We start from the raw sequence: 23,221 nt of genomic DNA on the forward strand, positions 1-23,221 counted from the left end.
TGTTATTCAAGAAGTTATTTATGAAAGTGAGGCGTTGATCCTGATGTTATTCCCGACAAAATTATCTTCATTTGAAGTGGTTAAGAAATCACGCAAGGAATTTGAACAAATTGATTTTAAAGACTTTGATATAGATACTGTGCCAGTGGTTTATATTCAACGTGATAAGAAAAATCTATATGTAGGAAAGTCTACAGACATATACGGTCGCTTTTCTGCACATTTAAAAGATATTAGTAAAACATTTACTGAGATCATTATTATTAAAAGTGAACTGTTTAACGAAAGCTCAATTAAACACATCGAAACTCTTTTAATCGATTATTTATTAGCTGATGGTAAGTTTAATCTACTTAACAAAATTAAAGGGCAGAATATTCATTCTTACAACGGCATTGAAGATGTAAATAACATGTTCGTGAAAATTTGGGATAAGCTTATTCAAGAAGGAATTGCTAGTGAACAGCTAAAGGAAATTCATAATAAATTTATCTATAAATACTCACCCTTTAAGGTGCTCTCAGCTAATCAAATTGAAGTCTGCCAAGACATCATAGAAGCAATGCTTACTACATCAGAAAGTCGACATCTGATTACCGGAGATCCAGGCACAGGTAAAACAATAGTATTGACGAATATTTTATATGCACTCATTTATGACCAAACAACTGGTAAGGATCGTGAAGATCTAGATCGTGAAGATGTGGCACTTGTGATTCCTCAAAACCATTCATTAGGTTTATATAAAGACTTAATTCGAAAAGTTGGTTTGCATGGTATTACCGTACTATCGCCTTCACAATTTATTAAAAAGGCAAAAGGTAAAGATGATAAATATAAATATGTTTTTGTAGATGAAGCGCATCGTCTAAAGCAATATTTCGGTAAGCAAGCTCGAGATTTGAAACATTTGATCACTGCTGATGGTCATAAAACGGAGTTAGAATTGATTTCAGACTATTCATATCATTTAACGGTTGTGTATGATCAGTATCAAACTATTCGACCAGCGGATATAGATACCGCTCGCTTTAAACAAATGACAGCTGATTATAAAAATTATATTTTACGTAAACAGTTTCGTTTGAAGTCTGGAGATCAATATTTAGCATGGTTGCGTAAATATCTACAGATTGCTAATGATGTCGCTGTTTATGAAAAAGGGCTGCTGAAGGGCTATGACTTTAAGATAATGGACTCCATTTCAGAATTGTACGCAGCAGTAAAGAAACTGAATAATGAACATGAACTGTGTCGTGTTGTTGCAGGTTACTCTTGGGAATGGGCTACACAGAAGAATAAGAATCTACATGATATTACAGATCCTACTACAGGTGAAGGATTTAAATGGAATTCCAAAACAAAAGGTTGGATTAATCAAGAAAATAGCGTAGAGGAGATAGGTTGTATTCATACAACCCAAGGTGCAGATCTGAATTATGTTGGAGTTATTTTGGGGGAGGAAATTGATTGCGATTATGCTGGCGAAGAAGATGGGGGCTATGATTTAAACAAAGCAAAAATTATAGTCAATCCGGAAAAGTATAGGGATCGAAACGGTCTTCCAATCAAAGGTACTGACTTAAATAATGAAGAATTAAAGGCCTATATCAAACGTATTTATTATGTATTGATGTCTCGTGGAATAAACGGTTGTTATGTATATGCAACAAACCCAAATATGCAAACATATTTGAAGGAAATTTTTAAAATCAGTAAGTGACCTTTTCAATCATAAAAAACGCTCAATATCCGGGTAAGTTAGCACATGATAACCTCCACTATTCATGTTACAAAGTAGTGGAATTATGGGTGGAATGATGTAACCCCTCGAAAACCCCTTGAAATATAGGGGTTTTGATATGTCTTCATGATTTTGGTCATATGCAATAAAAAGTACCAGGTGATGATGAATTGAAACCTTTACTGCTTTTCAATCGTTAAAATAAGTGACAGTGTTTTCATGGGTCTTTACCCGATATGAAGAGAATGGGTAATTTAAAGAGAAAAGCGGTGATCGTATGGGCTTGACGACGTGGGTGGCGATTATTGTTGCACTGGCCGTCGTGTTTGGATTGTTTGGATCGAAGAAGCGTGATAAATAATGAAAGAGTTAACCCCCACTTTCAAATAGGAGTAGGGGTTTTTTATTGTTAAGTGGAAAGCATTTCAGAGTTTTAAAAGGCGATCGTGATTTTTGAAGGACCGTATGCATAAAGCATACCCTCTTCACAGAAGCTGCTCTAAAATAAAAAAAGCCCTCATCATTCAAGGGCATTAGTGAAAGTTTATTTTACTTTAACTGTGAATGTCACGTCTTTACTATTCATGTAATCGTCAGTTGTGACATTTCCAAATTTCAGCTTTAATTCTTTGATGTTTTTAATGTTGATCTCTTTGCCTTCAGGAGCTAAGAATTGAATAACACCATCCTGTTTAACGCCACCTTCTACTTCGCCACCGATATCACCATCAGTCATAAACATATTCGCATCTAATTGCATGCTTCCCGCTACAGCTTTACCTTGATCTGGATAGAAGTTTAGAACTTTATCTGTCGTATTTTCGATATTCATTCCAACATTGATTCTATCCTTCATAATTTTAATTTCACCAAGGTTTACTTTCATTCCTTGAGCAGTTGTTTTGTGTTTGCTCGCATTTATTTTCTTTGAACCATCATCTTTTTTGTTTTTTGATTGTGTTTTTGTGCTTGTAGACTCTTTTTCTTTAGATGCACCTGTAGACACATCTTCTGTTGAGCCGCAAGCAGCCAGTGTAAATGTTAGCCCTAAAGCTAAAAATAAAGCATAGAATTTCTTCAAAATGAAAGTCCCCTTTTGTTTAATTTATATAAGCATCTTGTGCTTACACATTGACTATGACTATTATAATAGGATAAAAGTACTTTAAAATCAACAAAAAATGATAAAAATAGAAAATAATTGTTTTAGAGTGTTTTTTTATAAACCGGTTAGCTTAAAATTACATAAAATCCACTTCTTGTGACTTAAATCGAACTTGAATTTCCTTATAATAGAATTATTATAAGGGATTGGGAGTGATTGAGATGGATGGTTCGTCAATCAAGACGGTTAATAGAGAGGATCAACATGAATTCTTGTTTCTGAATATATCCTCAAATACAGTTGGGGCTCTTTCAAAGGAATCTGCTGAGAGGATTCTAAGGGGGAGGGATACCGATGAAATACACCAATTGATGTATGTTCCTATTGAAAATCATGAAGACCTCAAATGGCTCATCCACTCTTTGCATAAAGCCATCATGGATGAAAAAGATGTACGTGTCGCTCTTGAATTGGCTGATCTGCTCTATTTCTTTGTTGTCCCTGCTTACAAAGAAGAATTGATGAGCCGGGAAGATTTGTCACACATGATGAATGACATTCTATTTATGTTGGATCTTTGGACAGATGAAAACATAATAGAGTTAGTTGATGCCATTCAATATGAATTACAAAAAGTAGAGAGAAAAGGCTTGTAGAGCAATCTCTACAAGCTTTATTCTCTATTTTTATGCAGTTGTGTTATTGACGACAGGCTCTTTTCTAAACACGCCCATGCAGCCTGCAATGATGATTAATACAGCTGGAAGGATGAAGAACATAGAAATAGAAATAATGCCACCTACAGCAGATACTAATAATAGAATTCCACCAAGCTTTGCTTTTTTCTTTACAATGACAGATGAGACAATGGCAAGAATAGAGAAAAGCATTGCTGCCCAGCCTAATCCTGTAATTTCACTGGTGCCTGAATCGCTAAATGCTGCATCGATTCCTCCGAAAGCAAGAGCGAACATTGCGCCGAAAAATCCAAAAATACCTCCAATTAAACCTAAAACAAATTCTGTCGTTCTTTTCATAATACTTTCCTCCGATATGTAAATAAGAATTATTGGTACTTAAGAACCAACACAATCTTACTAATCGGCATTTCTTTCATAATGTTAATAGTTTTGTTAAAAAAAAGAAGAAAATCCATAAAGGATTTTCTTGTCCAGTTATTGGGCTCTTTCCCAAGTAATTTTTGTTTCATTTGTTTTTTTCGTTCCCTTTGCCAGCACCTTGCCGTTTTCTTGTTTCACGGTGATGTTTAGGTCATAAAAGGAATAGAGAGCGCCGAGGCTGTCGTTTTCTGGTTTATGAAGATTGTTTTCTTTTTCAGTTGATGCTCCAATGGCCAGCGTTTTTGCAAAGTTTAAACCAATGACTTCAGCGTAATCACTATTGGTATCAGAGGAAGCTGTTACGTTTAAAGAAATGATTTTTTTCTTTTGATCAACGGTGATGTCAGTGTCTTTGATGAGCTTAGACTGCTCCATCACTTCTTTCGTTTCCTTTTGAATGCGTTCATTAATTGTTGGAAGTGCCTTCGTTTCTGTTTTTTGTTCTTTCGTCGTATTTGAGCAAGCTGCTAGAATGCAGAGAATTACAGCTAGACTCATGAAAACAAGTAGACTTTTTTTCACGTTCGATCTCCTTTTTTTCTTCGAAGTATGTATGCTTATGTTACCACGAATCCTTGTTTTGATTAAAAGAGAAGTGTTGATAAGCTGTGAACAATAAAAAGCACCCTCTATCGGGTGCTTTATTTCTTATTGTGCTGAAAGGCTTGTACTTAATGGAATAGAAGAAATAACGGTGAATTTAGGAGTGGCAGCACCAGATTCTAAATTTTTACGTAAAAGCGATGATTTGATTGACCCATCCCATTTTTTATAGACACTTCCTGATGTATTTGCTCGAAGCTGTACATTTGAGAAGCTTGCTTGTGAATAGCTGTTTGTTCCATTATCCTGTACGCCGTGTACCATTTTGACAACATCAAGGTTTTTCAGACGGCTAGGGTTGTAAACAGGCTGCTTATAGCGCAGTTTTCCATTGACGTATAGTGACACTGTACCATCACCGTTGTTGATGAGCTTTAAGTTGACGCGTGCGCCATCTTTAATACTTGAATCGTATTCGCTGTTCCAGTATTTACTGCCGCCTTGTGAGCCGCTGCCTAGAAAGACCTTATAGCCAGAAGACGTTTTTGAAATACCGCTCTCTACAACGGCAGAGCCGAGACCGAGATACCAGTCCGCATAGCCATTTTTAATGGTGGCTGTTTTCGGCAGGACAATATCGGCAGAGATACCTGACCATTTGGCTTCATCCGTTTGTGTCACAATGGCGCCGTGACGAGGACTAGCAGCTGAGGCAGGAAGGCTTGAAAACATCAATACGAAGGCCAAGCTTACAATCAAAACAGTGAACCACTTTTTCATGAAAATTCCCCCTTAAATTTGATTCACCTTCATTATATAAAATGAAAGAGGGGAGCTGCTTACAATGTTCTAGCTGATTTTGGCAGTATTTATGAACTTAATCGGTCATAAAGTGGTCAACTTGTATTTGAATTGTAATGTGTCTGTAAAATAACTGGGTTCATCTTCATGTATAATAAGTGCAGAAACCAAAAACGGAGGATTTCTTAATGAATAAAAAGCTTATCACGACAATCGTAACAGTAGCTAGTTTATTTTTAGCATTCAGTTTCTCACATGGAGCAAGTGCAAAAAAAGTAAGCGGCAATATTACTTGGTATAATGGTGTCGGCAAAAAAGGCGCAGATGGAAAAAAACTCGGTCATTGGGATGCAGCAACTAAAATGGGCTTTGACGTACCGAAAAAAGGTACAAAACTAAGAGTGACAACAAAAGCGAAACCACATAAAGTGATTACAGTATATAAATATGATGTAGGCAGAATGCCAAATGCTGTACTAGACGTAAGTCCAAAAGCATTCAAAGCACTTGGGTATAAAACAAGTAAAGGTGTCGTAAAAGGGCATTACACTTATTAATACATAGGCATGCAAAGAAGCGGGAAAAGTTCATTTTCTGGCTTCTTTTCTTGTAGAGAGGGTCTGAAAGGCAATGAAAAAATCAACATGGTGGATCATCACAGTCATTGGCGTCGCAGTGATTGCGGCAGTTATTTTCTTCATGATGAAGCCGGGGCAAGAGGCAAAACATGCAGGGGAAGTCAAAACAAACCAAGATGCAAAAGACGAATTGCTCGTTTCATTTACAGATCAAAAGTTAAACAATACTTATTACTTGCATGATCGGGCACTTCATACGGAGAAACTGACAGCATATCCTTCGATTGCTTATGATTCTACGAAACAGATTTTATATTACACGTATACAGATGAAGATACGCAAAAGGTGAGTATTCGGGAATTAAAGGTGAAATCTGAAGAAGAAAAAACACTGTTTACGAGTGATGATTCCATCGACAGTATGAGGCTGTCTGGTGATGGGAAGAAGTTATTTCTTAGGTATAACAAGGATTCTGGAGAGCAATTTTATGTCGCATCTTTTGATTTGAAAACACACAAAATGAAGGAGCTGTATCCAGAAAAAAGCAAGGACGATACGGTGAGTTCTTTTGCATATGATCCGACTTCAAATGATTTGGCGATCCAGCATTATTCTTTAAAAGAAGATTATCAAAAAACCGATGAAGCGAATGAAAAGGGCAGAGATCCTGAACCAACAACCATGAAGATCACCCTTCAAACAGGTGAGAAGGGGAAACGCATTGCACGCATCTCACAAATGATCAATGATATTTCATTTTCTCCAGATCATAAGAAATTGATTTATACAGAAGTAAAGGTTCGTAAAGAAAAAGAAACATCCTCTATTAAGATGCTTGATGTAGAAACAGGAAAAACGATGACACTCGTTAAAAACAGTCAGGATGTTCATATTTTAAGTGCTGCACAGCCGCAATTTTCTACGGACGGGTCGTCTGTTTATTTCTTAGGTGTTGCAAAAAACGCAAAAGAATTAAAGGATGACACTGGACGAAAAGCGAAGGTAAGAACGATCTTTGAATACAATATGAAGAAGAAAACAGTGGAAGCCGCTTGGGAGAAGGATGGCGGAATCATTAACAATTTCACTGTCAATCGATAAAGGAAACGTTCAGTTATTTATATAACTGGACGTTTTTTTATTTTGTCACTTGAAATGCTGGAGAAATGGTGAGTTTATAGGAAGAAAATCAGCTTTTAAACAGTGATACGAGTGCTATTTTCATATTTTGCTTATGTGACAGAGAAAAAGAAAAAGAGTAATATGAGTGAACATAAAAAAACGAGAGGACTGATGACATCTCGTTTTCTCTGTTTTATTTGTTTTCATCTAATAAGTTTTGAAAGATAAACAGGGCATTAATGGAGTGAGGGAAGCCAGCAACCTTTGTACAGTGTTTAATAATCTCCATAATCTCTATGACAGAAAGTCCAATATGTAATGCTTGTTCAAAATGAGTCTTTAAGTCTTCATCACAATCGCCTTTTGTGATGAGGGAAGATAATGTGCTGATGGCCTTTTGTTTTTCATCTAATATGAAGTGGTTAAATTCTTTTTGTTCACTGAGTTCAATGGTTAGTTGTTCAATGTTTGACCGAATGCTCTCGTTCTCATGAATTGAAAGCTTCTCTCTGTTACCTGCCGCTGTTTCTTGTTTGACCTGGCAAGTTTCTTTTTCTTCATTCAAATTGAACTCCTCCGTTTGTTATCGCAATTTTCCATTTGTTCGTTCATTATGGCTTATGTGCCTTTTGATAGATGTAATGGGTATATAGTAGTATTATCGGTTTGCTGCGTCAACTTTTTAAGTGTGTAATGCTTCTCAAAGGAATGATTTATGCGATTTATTTTTCCATTTTGAAATGGATCATAAAAGGGCTAATGAATAGATGTCCGTTAGCCCTTTGTAATCAGCAATTTCATAAAAGTTCTACGCATTTAGCGGAAGAATGGTTTCATTTTTAATGAATGATATCCATCGGCCTCATCATGTCATAATCTTCATGCTCTAAAATATGACAATGCCACACATATCGGCCGGTATATGGAACAAATCGAGCAACGATCCGAATGACTTCACCTGCATGCGCCTGAATGGTGTCCTTGTAGCCTTGTTCATGTAAAGGAGGCGCTTCGTTTGGCCCTGTATACACGATTTCTCCTGTCGATTGATAGACTTCTGTATCAAACGGCCTTCTGTCTAATACCCTAAATTGAACAAGATGCAAATGAATAGGGTGTGTACCCCTGGTTGGATTGACGATGGACCAAACCTCTAGACTGCCAAGACGAGGATTTTCCGTGACAGGGTCATTCCAAAAGTTGTTATCGAGCAATAGGATTGGGCGGCCGTATTTATCCTGTGTGCCGGTAAGTGTGAGTGTACGCTCTCTATCAGCTCGACTTGGCCGAAGCGGTGGCAGCGGTTTGAAAATCGGACGTAATGTCTTAGGTACCCTTCCTTTTAGCGGACGTGTGACTTTGAATTGCATAATGTTCGCATCTGTTTCAGGATTCACATCCTGTCCGCAGCCGGCTGTATTTTTGAGAGTGATCGTTTTGTTTTCGTAAGCTGAAAAGTCGATGATGACATCGAAACGTTCAGCAGGCGCGATGCTAAATGATTGATGGCGAACGGGTCTTGGCAAAAAGCCCCCATCGGAACCAATTTGCATGATTGTAGCGTCGTTATCTAGATGCAGCTCATAAGTTCTAGTATTGGACGCATTTAAAATACGAAAACGGTATTTTCGCGGCTCTACTTCTAAATACGGCCATACTTTTCCATTGACTAAGATTGTTTCTCCACAAAAAAAGGGCACGATGGATGGATCTGGTATGTCACTGTCTTCTGGCGTGTTGTTTGGTCTGCTAGGATAAAACAGTGAGCCATCCTCCTGAAATGTACGGTCCATAATCATTAAAGGAATGTCATAGTCATCTTTCGGAAGCTCTAAGGACTTTTCAAATGCATCTGAGATTAAATAAAACCCAGCTAAACCGGCGTACACATTTAGTCGTGTCAATGCCATCGCATGATCGTGATACCACAATGTGCAGGCTTGCTGATGATTTGGGTATACGTAAGTCTCTCTTTCAAAGAAGGGGCCGGTTGCTTCAAAGTCCCGTGAAAACCAGGCTTCTGGATAGCCGTCACTGCTTGCTGGTGTGACACCGCCATGCAGATGAACGACTGTTTTGACCTCTGGTTCATCGTGATGCCCAGGATGAATGGTGTGATCGACAGGGAGGAAATGTTTCAATGGCAATTTGTTCATCCATTTCACTTTGACCTTTTCATTTCGATTGGCTTTAATGGTTGGACCAGGCAAACTGCCATTATAGGTCCATAGCTTGGTTGGGGGCAGGTCTCTATGAACTTTTAAGAATACCTCCTCCATAGCAATTTCATAATACGTTTGTCTTGGGTTCTTTTTGACGGGCTCCGCGACTTTTGGAATTGGAAGCTCGTCAACGAATTTTTCTAGGTTCATGTTGACTAATCCTCACTTAAATACAATTTGATACAGTATAAGTGCGGACATCCAAATAGGTGAATAAAATAAAAAAACCCGCTTTTCAGCGGGATAAATTAAGGGTGTTTATTTTCAAGCGCCGCATTTGCAGGCACTTTTTTATTCGGTTTAAAGATAAAATAAGCAGCCAGTACGCTAAAGGTAATGATACTCGTCAAAATGAGCTGTGGCCGCATGGATTCGATAAACAGCATCGATGCCAAGATGGCGCAAATGACCAAAATGGTAAAGTACGTGAGGTATGGGAACAGCCACATTTTGATTTTGAGCTGTTCTGGATTTTCTTTTTCGATTTTACGGCGCATTCTTAATTGTGAAACGGCGATGACCAAGTAGACAAGAAGGGCAATGGCTCCAGATGCATTGACTAAGAACAAAAAGATGGTTTCAGGATAAAAATAGTTCATCATGACAGCAATGTAGGAAAAGAAGGTACCTGCGACTGTAGCCGCTACAGGAACACCACGTTTGCTGATTTTCATAAAGCGTTTCGGCGCTTCGCCTCTTTCTGCTAATGAATAAAGCATTCTGGACGTTGTGTACAATCCGGAGTTTAAACAAGATAGAACAGCTGTTAAGACAATAACGTTCATGACTTGAGCGGCTGATGGAACACCGATGTATTCTAATACCGCAACGAACGGGCTTGTTAAAATACTTGCGGAATTCCACGGAAGTAAGGTGACAACGACAGCAATTGATCCGACATAGAATACGATAATACGCCATACAACAGAGCGTGTGGCTGTCGTCACAGATTTGACTGGGTCTGCTGATTCACCAGCCGCTATGGCCACAATCTCCGTTCCCATGAAGGAAAAGATGACGACAACGATTCCGAGTAACACAGAGCTGAATCCATTTGGAAGGAAACCGCCGTTCCCTGTTAGATTGGCAAGTCCTGAAGTATGATGACCGCCAAAACCAAAGATAAATGCAAAACCAATGAGTAGAAAGAGAATGATGCTGACGACTTTAATCAATGAAAACCAATATTCAAATTCGCCAAAAGATTTAACAGAAAAGATATTTGTTAATGTTAAGAGGATTGTGAGGATAAGACTTGTGAGCCAAACAGGTGCATCTCCATACCAATATTGAATAATGGCAGCACCAGCAATGGCTTCAATGGCGATGACGATCACCCAGAAGAACCAGTAAAGCCAGCCGATTGTAAAACCGGCCCATGGACCGATAGCATCGCTCGCATATTGTGAGAAAGAACCGCTTGTCGGATAGGCACATGCCATTTCTCCGAGCATTCTCATAATAAAGATCACCAGAAGTCCGGCAAAAGAATAGGAAAGAATGGATCCAGGCCCTGCAGAATGAATGACAGCGCCGCTACCAACAAATAGCCCTGCCCCAATGACCCCAGCAATGGAGATCATCGAAATATGTCTTGTTTTAAGGTTTTTTTGAAGACCGTTTGTCATGTTGGACATTTCTTTACCTCCAAACATTTCTCATGAATAGAGAATTTGTTTTTAGAATATTTTAAATTTTATCACACTGAATTGTCATTCAGCATTGGACAGGTTATCAAACTGACATTTCAAACCTCTTAACATGATGTTAAAAAGTATAAAGGATTTGAGAGATTATGTTCCCTCTTTTCCTTCGGATGATTCTTAAAATAACATAAAAAAGGGGGTGGGGAAGTTGTGTCACAAAATAAAATTATTCTGATAATTTCCCCAAGGAGAGAGATTTGACGATATGTCCATTTCGAAGAGAATTGGAAAAAGGTTGATAGGAGTAGGTCTTGAGGTCGTTTGACCTTGTAAAAATAAGTTTACTTAGGTCAACACATTTCTATTTATCCTATTTTGCTGACATAAGCGAATCATGTTGCTGTAGACCCACACGGGCTTTGCTTTGTAAGATAAATAATAGAAAAGTGATGTGTGAGGAGGCGCGGTTCGACATGGAGCGCTATAACGAATTAAGACAAGGTGAAACGGGTGCTTGGGTCAGCATCATTGCCTATGTGATCTTATCTGCGGTCAAGCTCATTATTGGGTACGTGTTTCATTCAGAGGCTCTTTCGGCAGATGGATTGAATAACACGACGGATATTATTGCATCCCTTGCTGTGTTGATTGGGCTGCGTATTTCTCAAAAGCCGCCTGATGAAGATCATCCATACGGTCATTTTAGAGCGGAAAATATTGCGTCTCTAGTGGCTTCCTTTATCATGATGCTTGTTGGGCTTCAGGTTTTGCTGAGTGCAGGGAAGTCGCTCTTCTCATCTGAGCATCAAACGCCGGATATGATCGCGGCTTGGACGGCAGCAGGAAGTGCTGTTGTGATGTACGGTGTGTATATTTATAACCGCAATCTGTCCAAACGGATCAATAGCCAGGCACTTCATGCGGCAGCTGCTGATAATAAATCAGATGCGTATGTGAGTATTGGAACATTTGTAGGAATTATCGCTTCTCAATTTCAGCTGGCATGGATTGATACGCTTGCAGCGTTTGTCATTGGCTTAATTATTTGTAAAACTGCGTGGGAAATTTTCAGAGATGCCTCTCATTCGTTAACAGACGGTTTTCATATCAAAGATATGTCTAAATATAAAGAGACCATTGAAGCAACACCAGGAGTGGGCGATTTAAAGGATATTAAAGCGCGTTATCTTGGAAGTACAGTCCATGTGGATGTAGTGGTTGAGGTCGAGCCCAACTTGAACATTGCAGAAAGCCATGATATTGCAGATGAAATTGAACGCAGAATGAAACAGGAGCATGATATTTTACACTCTCATGTTCATATGGAGCCAGCAAGTGAGCCGAAAGAAGAGAAGAAGTCTTTTCCATCGTGAGAAGGCTTCTTTTTTATACGTGCTGATGTTATATGCAAATGCGTGTTGTATGGTAAAGTTAGACTATATGAAATTTGACAGAAACGTGATAGGAGGATCAGGATGGCATTTGAAGAACCGATGCATTCAGATTTACAAAAAATCGTAGATAACATCAATAAAGTCATGGTTGGGAAAAAAGACATTGCGATATTAAGCCTTGTTGCGATTTTGGCGAAGGGGCATGTGCTGCTAGAGGATGTGCCTGGTGTAGGGAAGACGATGATGGTTCGTGCTTTGGCAAAATCCATTGGTTGTGAGTTTAAGAGAATCCAATTCACTCCTGACCTTTTGCCTTCAGATGTAACAGGCGTGTCGATTTACAATAAAAAGACGAATGAATTTGAATTTAGGCAAGGACCGATCATGGGGCAGATTATTTTAGCTGATGAGATCAACCGGACCTCTCCTAAAACACAATCAGCTTTACTTGAAGCGATGGAGGAAGGCAGTGTCACTGTGGACGGGGAAACGATGCCGCTTGCGGATCCATTTTTCGTCATGGCGACGCAAAATCCAGTTGAATATGAAGGAACTTATCCGCTGCCAGAAGCGCAAATGGACCGGTTTTTATTCAAGCTGCAGATGGGATATCCGACCATGCTCGAGGAGCTGGAGGTGCTCAACTTGCAGGAGAAGCAATCCCCGATTGATACGCTCCAAGCTGTCATGACAAAGGAACATATCCATGCGTTGCAACAGGCTGTTCAAACCATTCATGTGGATGCATCCATTAAAGAATATATTGTTGAAATTGCTCAAGCGACGCGTAAACACCCATCTGTTTATCTAGGTGTCAGTCCAAGGGGATCGATCGCCTTGATGAAAGCGGCACAGGCGTATGCGCTTTTGAATCAGCGCGATTATGTGATTCCTGATGATGTACAGTATTTGGTGCCTTATACATTACCGCATCGTATGATTTTGACATCAGAAGCGACATATGAAGGGAAGAAGGCGGAGACACTGCTGCGACAAATGCTTGAGCAAATTGGCGTGCCAGTTCAAAAGTCGATGACTCAATGAAGTCGCGTCATCGTTTAGCAGTTTCATTATGGTTACGGGTGATGATGCTCATCATTCTCACTGCGGCAGCCTTTTGTTATGCCATGTTTCAGGGAGGGTTTGTGAGCTGGTTCCTTTTTTATGCATTTTTACCATATGCTTTGTATGCATTGCTGTTTGCTCTCGTACCGCTTCGCGCGACAGCCAAGAGAACATTACAGCAAACCCGTTTGAAGGCGGGGGATGTGCTGTCCGTTGACATTGAAATCAAGCGGACACATCCATTTCCGTACGTTTACGTCATGATAGAGGATGCTCCGCCAGACACCTTTCATTTACAGGAACAGATTGAAATGAAGCAAATGCTGTTTCCTTGGTTTCGGAAAACATGGCGATTTACTTATCAATTGAACGATATTCCGCGGGGAGAGCATCATTTAACAGCAGTTAGAATCAAAACGGGTGATATGTTTGGGTTTGTTGAAAAAGAAATCATCATTCCGCTAGAGAAAAAGCTGCTTGTCTACCCAAAAGTGCTGGATATCCCTGTAGAGCCTGCTGAGTCACTGAGTGAAAATGGAGGCAAAGCGGTTCACTCGTGGTTAAATGAACCGACTCATGTGACAACAGGCGTACGAGAATACCAACAAGGAGACCGGTTTGCTTGGGTGGATTGGAAGACGACGGCCAGAAGAGGCCAGCTGATGACGAAGGAATTTGAACAGAATCAAGCAAAGGACCTTGTCGTGTTTGCTGATTTTACTGATCAAGCTGTTTATGAAACAGTTGTCTCTATTACAGCATCTGTTCTTCAAACGGCTGTGAAAAAAGGAGTGCCGTCAGGTCTTGTCCCTCTGGGAGATCAGTATGCCTTTCGGGTCGATCAAGGAGAACTTCATTTACAGGACATGCTTTATTATTTAACAAGAGTGCAGCATCAGCCTTCCCGTGCACTAGAATATAAACCGTTAGCAGCGAGTGAGTATCAGCATTCAGGAAAATATGTCGTCACAGGTCAGCTGCAGGAGGAGCTTGCGGCAAGTCTCTTCGGAAATCGAAATAGAAAGAACATCACCGTGCTTTTAGTGAAGAAAGCCGTTGACCGTTTGACGACAAAAGAAAAACAGCTTGCAGACCGGCTCAAGGCCTATGGAATACGCATCACCCTTTTATTTGAAGACCGGCTGCACGAAAGAACTGTGAGGTGACAAACATTTATGCTGCATACGCATCTGCGGCAAAGCCGTTTTGAATTGTTCATCTATTATGCTGTAGCTTTTCTGCTGCTATGGGAGTGGCTTCGTCCACTTCAAGATTTTACAGAGACGAGCCATACGTCTTATTTCATCATTTTTATCGGGCTTACGTGTTTGTTTACGTTCTTTCGTCTGAAGTGGTATGTGACCTTTCCTATTTGTGCTGGACTGATTTTACTCGCCTTATATTTGATCTTTTATCAATCAGCGCCAGGCTATCCGTCTGCTTTGTTTGCTGATATTAAGGATAATATCACATTAATGAGCATGGGCATGTGGAGTGACATGTATCCGTCTTTCCGCACATTGTTGTTTTATATTTTGCTGTGGCTGCTTGTCTACTTGCTTCATTATTGGGTGGTCTATCAGCAGCGTATCTTTTTCTTTTTACTCATGACGATTGTGTATGTCACAATTCTTGATACGTTTACGCCATATGATGCGACCTTTGCGATCGTTCGTATTATGGTATTTGGCTTTTGTTTGCTTGGATTGCTGTATTTCGATCGACTGCGTTCAGCTGAGGGCGTTCGGGTGTCACAGAAAGCACGTCTAAAATGGTTTTTCCCCATGCTGGCGCTTGTCCTTCTATCAGCGACACTCGGCGCTTCTTTGCCGAAGTCAGATCCAAAATGGCCCGATCCTGTCCCGTTTTTTAAGGCGGTCACGAATCAAGATGGAACAGCCGGGCAGAATAAAGTGGGATATAGTGCAGATGATTCGGCGCTTGGCGGACCGTTTAGTGAGGACCGCACACCTGTCTTTAAATGGAGCGGAAAGGAGCCGTCTTACTTTCGTGTAGAAACAAAAAGTATTTACACAGGAAAGGGCTGGGAGGATGCATCAAATGATACGAAGCCTACTCGGCTAAAGGAGGACACTGTGCCGCATCGGTGGTTTACTGAGCGAGTGAAAACAGAGGAGCATGAAACAAGAATCGATATAGAATCGGATTATCGATTTAATCATGCTGTGTATCCTATTGGAACGATCATGCTGACACCAATGGAAAACATTCCGCTGCAAATCATAGGCAAAACGGAGAAAATTGTCCCGTCTATGCAAAACCCACCCAAAAATTTAGGGAACTATCAAGTCAGCTTTTTATCTCCTACATTTATCCTAGAGGATTTGCAGAGAATCAAAGTACCGACAAAAAAGCAGGTGAATCAGCAGGTTGGCCGTGAATACTTGCAGCTTCCATCCTCACTCCCAGAGCGTGTGAAAACTTTGGCAAACAGCTTAACGGAAACGAAGGATAATATGTATGATAAAGCGAAAGCGATCGAGGATTATTTAGGATCTGCGAAGTTTTCATATGAAACGCAAAATGTCGCTGTGCCTGGTCGTAATGAAGATTATGTGGATCAATTTTTATTTGATACGATGATTGGCTACTGTGATAATTTTTCAACCTCTATGATCGTGATGCTTCGATCGATCGGGATTCCGGCGAGATGGGTGAAGGGATATACGTCTGGTCAGTTATATGAAACACAAATGGATGGAAACAATGTGTATGAAGTAACCAATAACAATGCGCATTCATGGGTAGAGGTTTATTTTCCAAACAGAGGCTGGGTCACCTTTGAACCGACAAAAGGATTTACAAACCCAGAGACATTTACAAATGAATCCGTTTCAAGTGATCAAACGGATGATCAAAAGGAAGAAGAAAATCAGTCTAGTTCTGATGCAAGTGAAGAAAAGCAGCAAGACCAGCCGCAGCAGCAGGAGACAGAGCAGCCGGCACAACCAAAGGAACAAACAGCGAAGGCAAAGCCAAATATGGTACATGCTGGTTCAATTGCAGGTTATGCGGCAGGAGCTATTGTCCTGCTTGGATTCATCAGCTGGATGCTTTATCGATTCAGAACAAGATGGCTGCCATTCTTTATTGTAAGAAAGGTGAAACGTCTGCCAGAGGATGAAGCATTCTTCTATGCATATGCGGCTCTATTAAAGCAGCTAGGGCGCAGGGGAATTGAGAAAAAGCCAGGTATGACGCTAAGAGAATTCGCTTCTTTGATCGATGAGAAGGATGGAGATCATTACATGTCAGAGCTGACGCAGCTCTATGAACGTGCGCTTTATCGGCGAGAGGATTCGTCGGCGCTTTGGCAGCAGTCGGCAAAGTTATGGGAAAATTTAATAAACAGGAGATAGTCTTGACCGCGTACCTTCCTGTTGTTAGAATAGGTGAATATTAAAACCTTCTAAAATACATGAAATTGAAGCGTTCGGATGTGAGTCTGGGCGCTTCAAAAGCGTGATTCACACTGAGAGCAGGTTTTCTCCTCTCATTTTTTCTGTGCGTTTATAAAAAACTATATTGGACATAGAGGTGACACCATGACAAATTTAGTAAATGAAATGATTTTGGTTCTCGATTTCGGCAGTCAGTACAATCAGTTGATCACACGCCGTATTCGTGAATTTGGTGTGTACAGTGAGCTTCATCCGCACACTTTAACTGCTGAAGAAATTAAAGAAATGGCGCCTAAAGGAATCATCCTTTCTGGTGGACCAAACAGTGTTTATGATGAAGGATCTTTCCGCTGTGATGAAAAGATTTTTGATCTAGGCATTCCGGTTCTAGGCATTTGCTACGGCATGCAGCTCATGACTCACTATTTAGGCGGGAAAGTAGAAGCGGCAAGCCAGCGTGAATATGGAAAAGCAGATATTCATATTAACGGAACACCTGCTTTATTCAAAGACCTTCCAACGGATCAAGTCGTTTGGATGAGCCATGGTGACCTCGTAGTTGAAGTACCAGAAGGCTTTACAGTCGATGCAACAAGTGCACATTGTCCAAACTCAGCGATGAGCTTAGCTGAGAAGAATTTCTATGGCGTTCAGTTCCACCCAGAGGTTCGTCACTCTGAGTACGGAAATGACCTATTGAAAAACTTTGTCTTCGGTGTGTGTGATTGCGATGGCAAATGGTCAATGGAAAACTTCATTGAAATCGAAATGCAGAAAATCCGTGAAACAGTAGGCGACAAGCAAGTATTGTGCGCACTAAGCGGCGGTGTCGATTCATCTGTTGTGGCAGTATTGATCCACAAAGCCATCGGCGATCAGCTGACATGTATTTTCGTTGACCACGGTCTTCTTCGCAAAGGCGAAGCAGAAGGGGTTATGAAAACATTTAGCGAAGGTTTCAACATGAACGTGATTAAAGTAGATGCAAAAGATCGTTTCTTAAACAAGCTAAAAGGTGTGTCTGATCCTGAGCAAAAACGTAAGATCATCGGTAACGAATTCATCTATGTATTCGATGACGAAGCGGACAAGCTAAAAGGAATCGACTACTTAGCACAAGGAACACTTTACACAGACATCATTGAGAGCGGAACAGCAACGGCACAAACAATCAAATCTCACCACAACGTAGGCGGTCTTCCAGAAGACATGCAATTCGAATTGATTGAGCCACTCAATACGCTATTCAAGGATGAAGTCCGTGCCTTAGGTTCAGAGCTTGGCATTCCTGATGACATCGTCTGGAGACAGCCATTCCCAGGTCCAGGACTAGGTATCCGTGTACTAGGTGAAATTTCAGAAGAAAAACTAGAAATCGTCCGTGAATCGGATGCAATTCTACGCGAAGAAATTGCCAACTTCGGACTTGAGCGCGACATCTGGCAATACTTCACGGTTCTCCCAGACATCCGCAGCGTAGGTGTTATGGGTGACGCAAGAACATACGACTACACAATCGGCATCCGTGCTGTTACTTCTATTGATGGTATGACGAGTGACTGGGCAAGAATCCCTTGGGATGTACTTGAGAAGATCTCGACTCGTATCGTGAATGAAGTGAAGCATATTAACCGCGTGGTGTATGATATTACGAGTAAGCCGCCTGCTACGATTGAGTGGGAATAGTTATAAAAGAGCTAGAAACCTTTGTGTATCAAGGGTTTCTAGCTCTTTTTTATTTTTAACTGCACTTTTTCCTTCCGTCTTCATGTGTTTATTCATCATTCCATCCCTTACACACATCAATCCATTGTGAATAACCGGAGTGTTTTTCTAATTGTTTTATTGTGAGTTCAATAGCACTGTTACTGCTCCCGCAGGCTGGATAGACTGTCTCAAAACGTTTGAGTGAAATATCTAAATAAATAGAAACGCCATTCTTTGTAGCAAAAGGACATACTCCGCCAATTTCATGACCGACCAAGTCAACAACCTCATGAGGAGAAAGCATTTTAGCTTTTGTTTTAAAATATTCCTTGAATTTTTTGTTATCAACTTTTGCATCGCCAGAGGTCACAACTAAAATAGCTTGTCCATTTACTAGAAAGGAGAGGGTTTTTGCGATTCTTTCAGGTTCGCAGCCCAGTGCAGAAGCAGCCAAGTCTACGGTTGCACTAGATACTGAAAATTCTTGAATTCGAGTATGCATATCATATTGTTTAAAGTAATCTTTTACTTGTTTGATTGACATGATGATTTCTCCTTTTTATTTGTATTGATTTGACATGATCTATTTTTTAAACGATATTGATGTGGTGTTAGGTGATACTTTTTCTTAAATAAACGAATGAAATGCTCTGCATTTTGATAACCAACGGCTGCCGCAATATGATCTACTTGTAAATGGCTACCAGTGAGCATTTCGCAGGCTTTTTCCAATCTTATTTCTTGTCGAATCTCACGAAATGATTTCCCAAGCTTACGAGCTATATATTTTGACAGATAAGATTGAGAAAGGTTAAATTCCTCTGCCATCTCCTGGATGGTAATATGCTCACAACATTGCTGAATATATTGTAGCATTTGAATCATACGTATATCACTAGATTGTTTGACCTGATTGACGTTCATATGGCTTGGTTTGAATCTTAATAAGAGACATAATAATATCTCAAACACATTATTCATAATCAACTGGTAACTAGGGAGTCGATTGTAATTTTCTGTAAATAATTGAAGAGAGCAGTCTAGCAAATGTTTATCCAAGTGACTATGGAAAATAAGAATATTTTTATTTTCTTTTATATACAATGCATTCAAAAAGAACTCTGAAATGACATGATTTCCTTTTAACATTTTAAAAAACACTTTTTGAAAAGTACTCTTACGGATCATGATTTGCATGGCGATTGTATTCTCCATTACAATTGGCTTGTGTATTGTGTTAGGTGGGATAAAGGCAATATCTCCTGATTTTAAAGCCATTTTTTTGCCTTCGACTTCTACATACATCTCATTTTCCAGAACATAGATCATCTCAAAGAAATCATGGATAGCCGACAATTGGGGCATAAAACGGCTATACTTTCTCACTTCGATATCTTTCTCCTGATCTAACCACATGGTATCTTCCTTTTCAAATTCATTCTGTCCTTTTAGCAAAAATTCTTCTATATATATTTGTTTATGCATTAGACTGTGTTTATCATAATCCTTCAAAAATAATTGCAATGATGTATTGTCATGCTTTTTCTGTTGGTATTTTTGATAAAAGATTTCTTGTTCGTTATATTCTCTTAAATATTGCATCACTTCATGTTTTTCAAGTTTATCTTTTTCCATCTACATCCAAACCTCTAGTTTATTTACTGCCACCACCAGAGCCTTTACTGTTGCTTCTATAATATCTTTATCAATTCCCGCACCCCAATGCATTTTTCCTTGAGATGAAATTCCAATCTGTGCACAGGCTTTTGCTTCGGAATCCTTGCCCAAAGAATTCTGTTCATAGACTTCCAAAACATAATCGAGATGAAAATATGCTTTTAACGTATTACTGATGGCATCTAAACTTCCAGTGCCAGTTCCTTGTATGTCGATTTGTTGCTGATCTCTCAGCAAAGTTAAGGTGACTTCCTGCTTATTTCCCTTATTAAATTGATAATCAAGCAGCTGGAAATGAGGGTGAAAATCAACATACTGCTTTTCAAAAACATGATATATTTCTTCGATAGACAATTCCCTATTTGTCTGATCAGATACTTTTTTCGCTGCATATCCCATGGCTTCATTCATTTGATAAGGAAGTTTAATGCCATAATTTGTTTCTAGTATATAGCCTATGCCGCCTTTTCCAGACTGGCTATTGATTCGAATCACATCCGTTTGATAGTTCCTCCCCAAGTCAACTGGATCTACTGGGATATACGGAACGTCCCATTTATCAACATTATTTTCTTTTCTATATTTCATCCCTTTAGATATCGCATCTTGATGTGACCCAGAGAATGCGGTGAAAACCATCTCCCCAGAATAGGGCTGCCTCTCAGGAACAGTGATTTTTGTTAGTTTTTCATATTTTTGACGAATAGCTTCTAGGTTATTGAAATTCAATTTTGGATCATAACCTTGTGAATACATATTCATCGCCAAGGTAATCAAGTCTACGTTCCCTGTACGTTCACCGATACCAAATAATGTACCTTCGACTCTTTCTGCGCCAGCTAGAACACCAAATTCTGCATCACTCACCCCAGAGCCACGGTCATTATGAGGATGGACAGATAATGTCACACTGTCTCGGTAAGACAGATTTTTGTGTATATACTCAATCTGACTTGCAAAGATATGAGGCATTGAATATTCAACTGTTGTCGGAATATTGATGATTGCTTTATGAGTTGGTGTCGGTTTCCAAATATCTAAAACACTATTACAAATATCTAACGCATAATCAACTTCTGTTCCTGGAAAGCTTTCTGGACTATATTGAAAATAAATATCACTATTTGTTCTTTCGGCAAGTTCTTTTACTAAAATAGCTCCATCAATGGCAATTTGTTTAATTTCATCTTTTGTTTTCTTAAATACCTGTCTGCGCTGCGCTTCTGAAGTCGAATTATATAAATGAACAATCGCTTTCGGTACCCCCTTAATGGCTTCGAACGTTCGGCGGATAATATGCTCTCTCGCTTGCGTGATCACCATAATCGTGACATCGTCTGGAATCATATGATGATCAATCAGTGTCCGCAAAAACCTAAACTCTGTATCAGAAGCAGCTGGAAATGCGATTTCAATTTCTTTAAAACCGATCTCTACTAGTAACTGAAACATCTCCAATTTTTCTTTTAAGTTCATAGGAATAGGTAATGCTTGATTACCATCCCGTAAGTCCACACTGCACCATATCGGAGCACTTTCTAATGTTTCTTTCTTCACCCAATCATAAGTAAGCTTCGGTGGCAAAAAGTATTTCTTTTCGTATTTTTTGTGATTAAACATCATCGATTCCTCCTGTAATTGGAATATAAAAAAAGCCTTTCATCCCCAAGATTTAACTTGGAGACGAAAGACTTCTTCTTACGCGGTACCACCCCTGTTTCATGATAAACAAACATTATCATGCCCTTATTCGGATACAGACTGTTTGATCTTATATCCTTCCCATATAACGGTGGGGTGCCGACCTTAACTACATCAATCCTTTTCATTTCACTAAGGCTACTCTAAGGTGAGTTCCCTGCCTTTTTGTTATTGCTTCTCATCAGCCAGCAACTTTCTGAAAACAATTCGGCAAGTACTATTCCTTATCATCGCATTCTCATTTTTCTGATTTTTTCTATTATACCAAGTCTATAAAAAAGAGATAGTGACAGGGATATCTTTTTCAATTGATTTTTTTTGTCCTATGGATGTCTTATCTTCATTTTTAATCCTCTTCACCAAATAAAAATCCAAGGCCACAAATAAAGGTGAGTGAATTCATAGCGAACAATAAAATCGCACCAATTTTTTTCATGGCAATGAACCTCCTCTTAAATTCAGTCTGCTAGCCTTCAAAATTTAAATTCACTGGTTCATCCTCTAAATGATCCACAGTATTTTGTTCTGTCACTGGCACACTTTCATCTACAGTTTTAAAACTAAGTTCGTCCATCCAAATGTGACCTGGACCTTGTAGTAAAATGCCAAACGCAATGACTTCACTTTTTATTGGAACATCTAGAACTACACTAAAATGATTCCAGCCGTTTGTTCCTGTAATGGGACGGTTCATCATATTGTCAAACGCAAGAACTTCACCTGAAGAATGATCAATTCTCATCCATAAACCAGCTGAACCTTTCACATCTTCGCTTTTGACAAAAGCAGAAAATTGAAGGCGTTCTCCTCGGTAACGATCAGAGTTAATTTGCTGCATCAATGTCGCGAATCCTCGTGCTTTTTCATCCTTTGATTTCAGGTAAGCGGAGTACGTACCACTGTGTACAATTCTGTCATCTAAACCTGTTTCATAATCAAATGGTGTTTCTCCCGTCATAATCCAGCCAGTAGGTGTGTTCTGATGATCAGCCATATTTGTTTCCTCCTCATCAATGATATTCCTTAATAACTTCCGATAACGTGCGGGCGACATGTCATATATCTTCTTAAAGGCTCTAGTGAAGGATTCCTGTGAACCAAAACGATACTGCAATGCGATATCAATCGCCCTTTGGTCCGTATGGATTAAATCCTTCGCCGCTTGGGTCATCCGTCGTTCCCTTATATAATCCACAACTGACTTCTTAATCACTCTTTTGAAGATACGGTGAAAGTGAAACCTAGAATAACCAGCGTGTTTCGCTAGAGTTTGAAGCGGTAAATCATCTTTCAGATGCTGTTCAATATAATTTAATGTTTCTTGAATCGTTTTCTCATGTTCTTGATAGGACAACCGAGCACCTCCTTGCCT

The 23,221-nt window shown here is 39.6% G+C and carries 20 protein-coding genes and 1 other annotated feature; of the genes, 9 read left to right on the forward strand and 11 right to left on the reverse strand.

Going from position 1 to position 23,221, the window contains the following annotated elements; genetic code table 11:
• Positions 1-43: 43 nt before the first annotated feature.
• Positions 44-1,723, forward strand: a complete 1,680-nt coding sequence (locus ACN6NB_RS02880; protein ID WP_260982304.1) for a DUF2075 domain-containing protein — start codon at positions 44-46, stop codon at positions 1,721-1,723.
• A 565-nt stretch (positions 1,724-2,288) separates the two neighbouring features.
• On the opposite strand, the gene ACN6NB_RS02885 is transcribed toward ACN6NB_RS02880, so the two are convergent.
• Positions 2,289-2,825 carry an LptM family lipoprotein gene (locus ACN6NB_RS02885; protein ID WP_126681416.1) on the reverse strand — a complete coding sequence of 179 codons (537 nt, stop codon included), beginning with the start codon at positions 2,823-2,825 and terminating at the stop codon, positions 2,289-2,291.
• 245 nt (positions 2,826-3,070) lie between these two features.
• On the opposite strand from ACN6NB_RS02885, the gene ACN6NB_RS02890 reads away from it, so the two are divergent.
• Positions 3,071-3,505 carry a hypothetical protein gene (locus tag ACN6NB_RS02890; protein WP_058837870.1) on the forward strand — a complete coding sequence of 145 codons (435 nt, stop codon included), beginning with the start codon at positions 3,071-3,073 and terminating at the stop codon, positions 3,503-3,505.
• 30 nt (positions 3,506-3,535) lie between these two features.
• Here ACN6NB_RS02890 and ACN6NB_RS02895 read toward each other — a convergent pair whose 3' ends face one another.
• From ACN6NB_RS02895 to ACN6NB_RS02905, 3 genes are all read right to left on the reverse strand, one after another.
• Positions 3,536-3,886: a DUF4064 domain-containing protein gene (locus ACN6NB_RS02895; RefSeq protein WP_025092751.1), complete on the reverse strand. Its 351-nt coding sequence runs from the start codon at positions 3,884-3,886 to the stop codon at positions 3,536-3,538.
• A gap of 138 nt (positions 3,887-4,024) precedes the next feature.
• The gene (locus tag ACN6NB_RS02900) at positions 4,025-4,492 is read right to left on the reverse strand and encodes a hypothetical protein (RefSeq protein WP_059376139.1); all 468 of its coding nucleotides are present in this window, start codon (positions 4,490-4,492) and stop codon (positions 4,025-4,027) included.
• A gap of 126 nt (positions 4,493-4,618) precedes the next feature.
• A complete protein-coding gene (locus ACN6NB_RS02905) occupies positions 4,619-5,293 on the reverse strand; it encodes a hypothetical protein (protein ID WP_058837869.1) in 675 nt (224 codons plus the stop codon).
• Between the two features lie 209 nt (positions 5,294-5,502).
• Here ACN6NB_RS02905 and ACN6NB_RS02910 point away from each other — a divergent pair, with 209 nt between their 5' ends.
• Positions 5,503-5,871, forward strand: coding sequence for an RlpA-like double-psi beta-barrel domain-containing protein (locus ACN6NB_RS02910; protein ID WP_024424478.1), 369 nt, complete (start codon positions 5,503-5,505; stop codon positions 5,869-5,871).
• 73 nt (positions 5,872-5,944) lie between these two features.
• Entirely contained in the window at positions 5,945-6,994 is a 1,050-nt protein-coding gene (locus ACN6NB_RS02915; protein WP_474253222.1) for a hypothetical protein, read from the forward strand.
• A 214-nt stretch (positions 6,995-7,208) separates the two neighbouring features.
• Here ACN6NB_RS02915 and ACN6NB_RS02920 read toward each other — a convergent pair whose 3' ends face one another.
• The 3 genes from ACN6NB_RS02920 to gabP form a co-directional block, all read right to left on the reverse strand.
• Positions 7,209-7,580, reverse strand: a complete 372-nt coding sequence (locus ACN6NB_RS02920; protein ID WP_039176890.1) for a carboxymuconolactone decarboxylase family protein — start codon at positions 7,578-7,580, stop codon at positions 7,209-7,211.
• A 274-nt stretch (positions 7,581-7,854) separates the two neighbouring features.
• On the reverse strand, positions 7,855-9,387 hold the full coding sequence (locus ACN6NB_RS02925) for a multicopper oxidase family protein (RefSeq protein WP_144491788.1): 1,533 nt from the start codon (positions 9,385-9,387) through the stop codon (positions 7,855-7,857).
• A gap of 98 nt (positions 9,388-9,485) precedes the next feature.
• Positions 9,486-10,874: a GABA permease gene (gene gabP / locus ACN6NB_RS02930; RefSeq protein WP_039176895.1), complete on the reverse strand. Its 1,389-nt coding sequence runs from the start codon at positions 10,872-10,874 to the stop codon at positions 9,486-9,488.
• Between the two features lie 482 nt (positions 10,875-11,356).
• On the opposite strand from gabP, the gene ACN6NB_RS02935 reads away from it, so the two are divergent.
• The 5 genes from ACN6NB_RS02935 to guaA all read left to right on the forward strand — a co-directional run bounded on the left by ACN6NB_RS02935 (position 11,357) and on the right by guaA (position 18,450).
• Positions 11,357-12,256: a cation diffusion facilitator family transporter gene (locus ACN6NB_RS02935; protein WP_059376152.1), complete on the forward strand. Its 900-nt coding sequence runs from the start codon at positions 11,357-11,359 to the stop codon at positions 12,254-12,256.
• 102 nt (positions 12,257-12,358) lie between these two features.
• The gene (locus ACN6NB_RS02940; protein ID WP_039176899.1) at positions 12,359-13,321 is read left to right on the forward strand and encodes an AAA family ATPase; all 963 of its coding nucleotides are present in this window, start codon (positions 12,359-12,361) and stop codon (positions 13,319-13,321) included.
• Positions 13,322-13,422: 101 nt separating this feature from the next.
• Entirely contained in the window at positions 13,423-14,508 is a 1,086-nt protein-coding gene (locus ACN6NB_RS02945) for a DUF58 domain-containing protein (protein ID WP_260982303.1), read from the forward strand.
• A 9-nt stretch (positions 14,509-14,517) separates the two neighbouring features.
• Entirely contained in the window at positions 14,518-16,722 is a 2,205-nt protein-coding gene (locus tag ACN6NB_RS02950) for a transglutaminase TgpA family protein (RefSeq protein ID WP_144491786.1), read from the forward strand.
• Between the two features lie 186 nt (positions 16,723-16,908).
• Positions 16,909-18,450 (forward strand): glutamine-hydrolyzing GMP synthase, encoded by a 1,542-nt coding sequence (guaA, locus tag ACN6NB_RS02955; RefSeq protein ID WP_039176907.1) that lies wholly within the window; start codon positions 16,909-16,911, stop codon positions 18,448-18,450.
• Between the two features lie 88 nt (positions 18,451-18,538).
• Here the strand turns inward: guaA and ACN6NB_RS02960 are convergent, their stop codons facing one another.
• The 4 genes from ACN6NB_RS02960 to ACN6NB_RS02975 form a co-directional block, all read right to left on the reverse strand.
• A complete protein-coding gene (locus ACN6NB_RS02960) occupies positions 18,539-19,015 on the reverse strand; it encodes a YbaK/EbsC family protein (protein WP_474253223.1) in 477 nt (158 codons plus the stop codon).
• Complete coding sequence (locus ACN6NB_RS02965; protein WP_474253224.1) at positions 18,997-20,106, reverse strand: helix-turn-helix domain-containing protein; 1,110 nt, start codon at positions 20,104-20,106, stop codon at positions 18,997-18,999. The genes ACN6NB_RS02960 and ACN6NB_RS02965 overlap by 19 nt, the downstream gene beginning before the upstream one ends.
• Positions 20,107-21,768 (reverse strand): 2-isopropylmalate synthase, encoded by a 1,662-nt coding sequence (locus tag ACN6NB_RS02970; protein ID WP_474253225.1) that lies wholly within the window; start codon positions 21,766-21,768, stop codon positions 20,107-20,109. It lies immediately after the preceding gene.
• Positions 21,769-21,824: 56 nt separating this feature from the next.
• Positions 21,825-22,089, reverse strand: a binding site (T-box leader).
• Between the two features lie 226 nt (positions 22,090-22,315).
• The gene (locus ACN6NB_RS02975) at positions 22,316-23,203 is read right to left on the reverse strand and encodes a helix-turn-helix domain-containing protein (RefSeq protein ID WP_474253226.1); all 888 of its coding nucleotides are present in this window, start codon (positions 23,201-23,203) and stop codon (positions 22,316-22,318) included.
• Positions 23,204-23,221 lie beyond the last annotated feature (18 nt).

The sequence above is a fragment of the Bacillus sp. 11B20 genome (genome assembly GCF_056098985.1).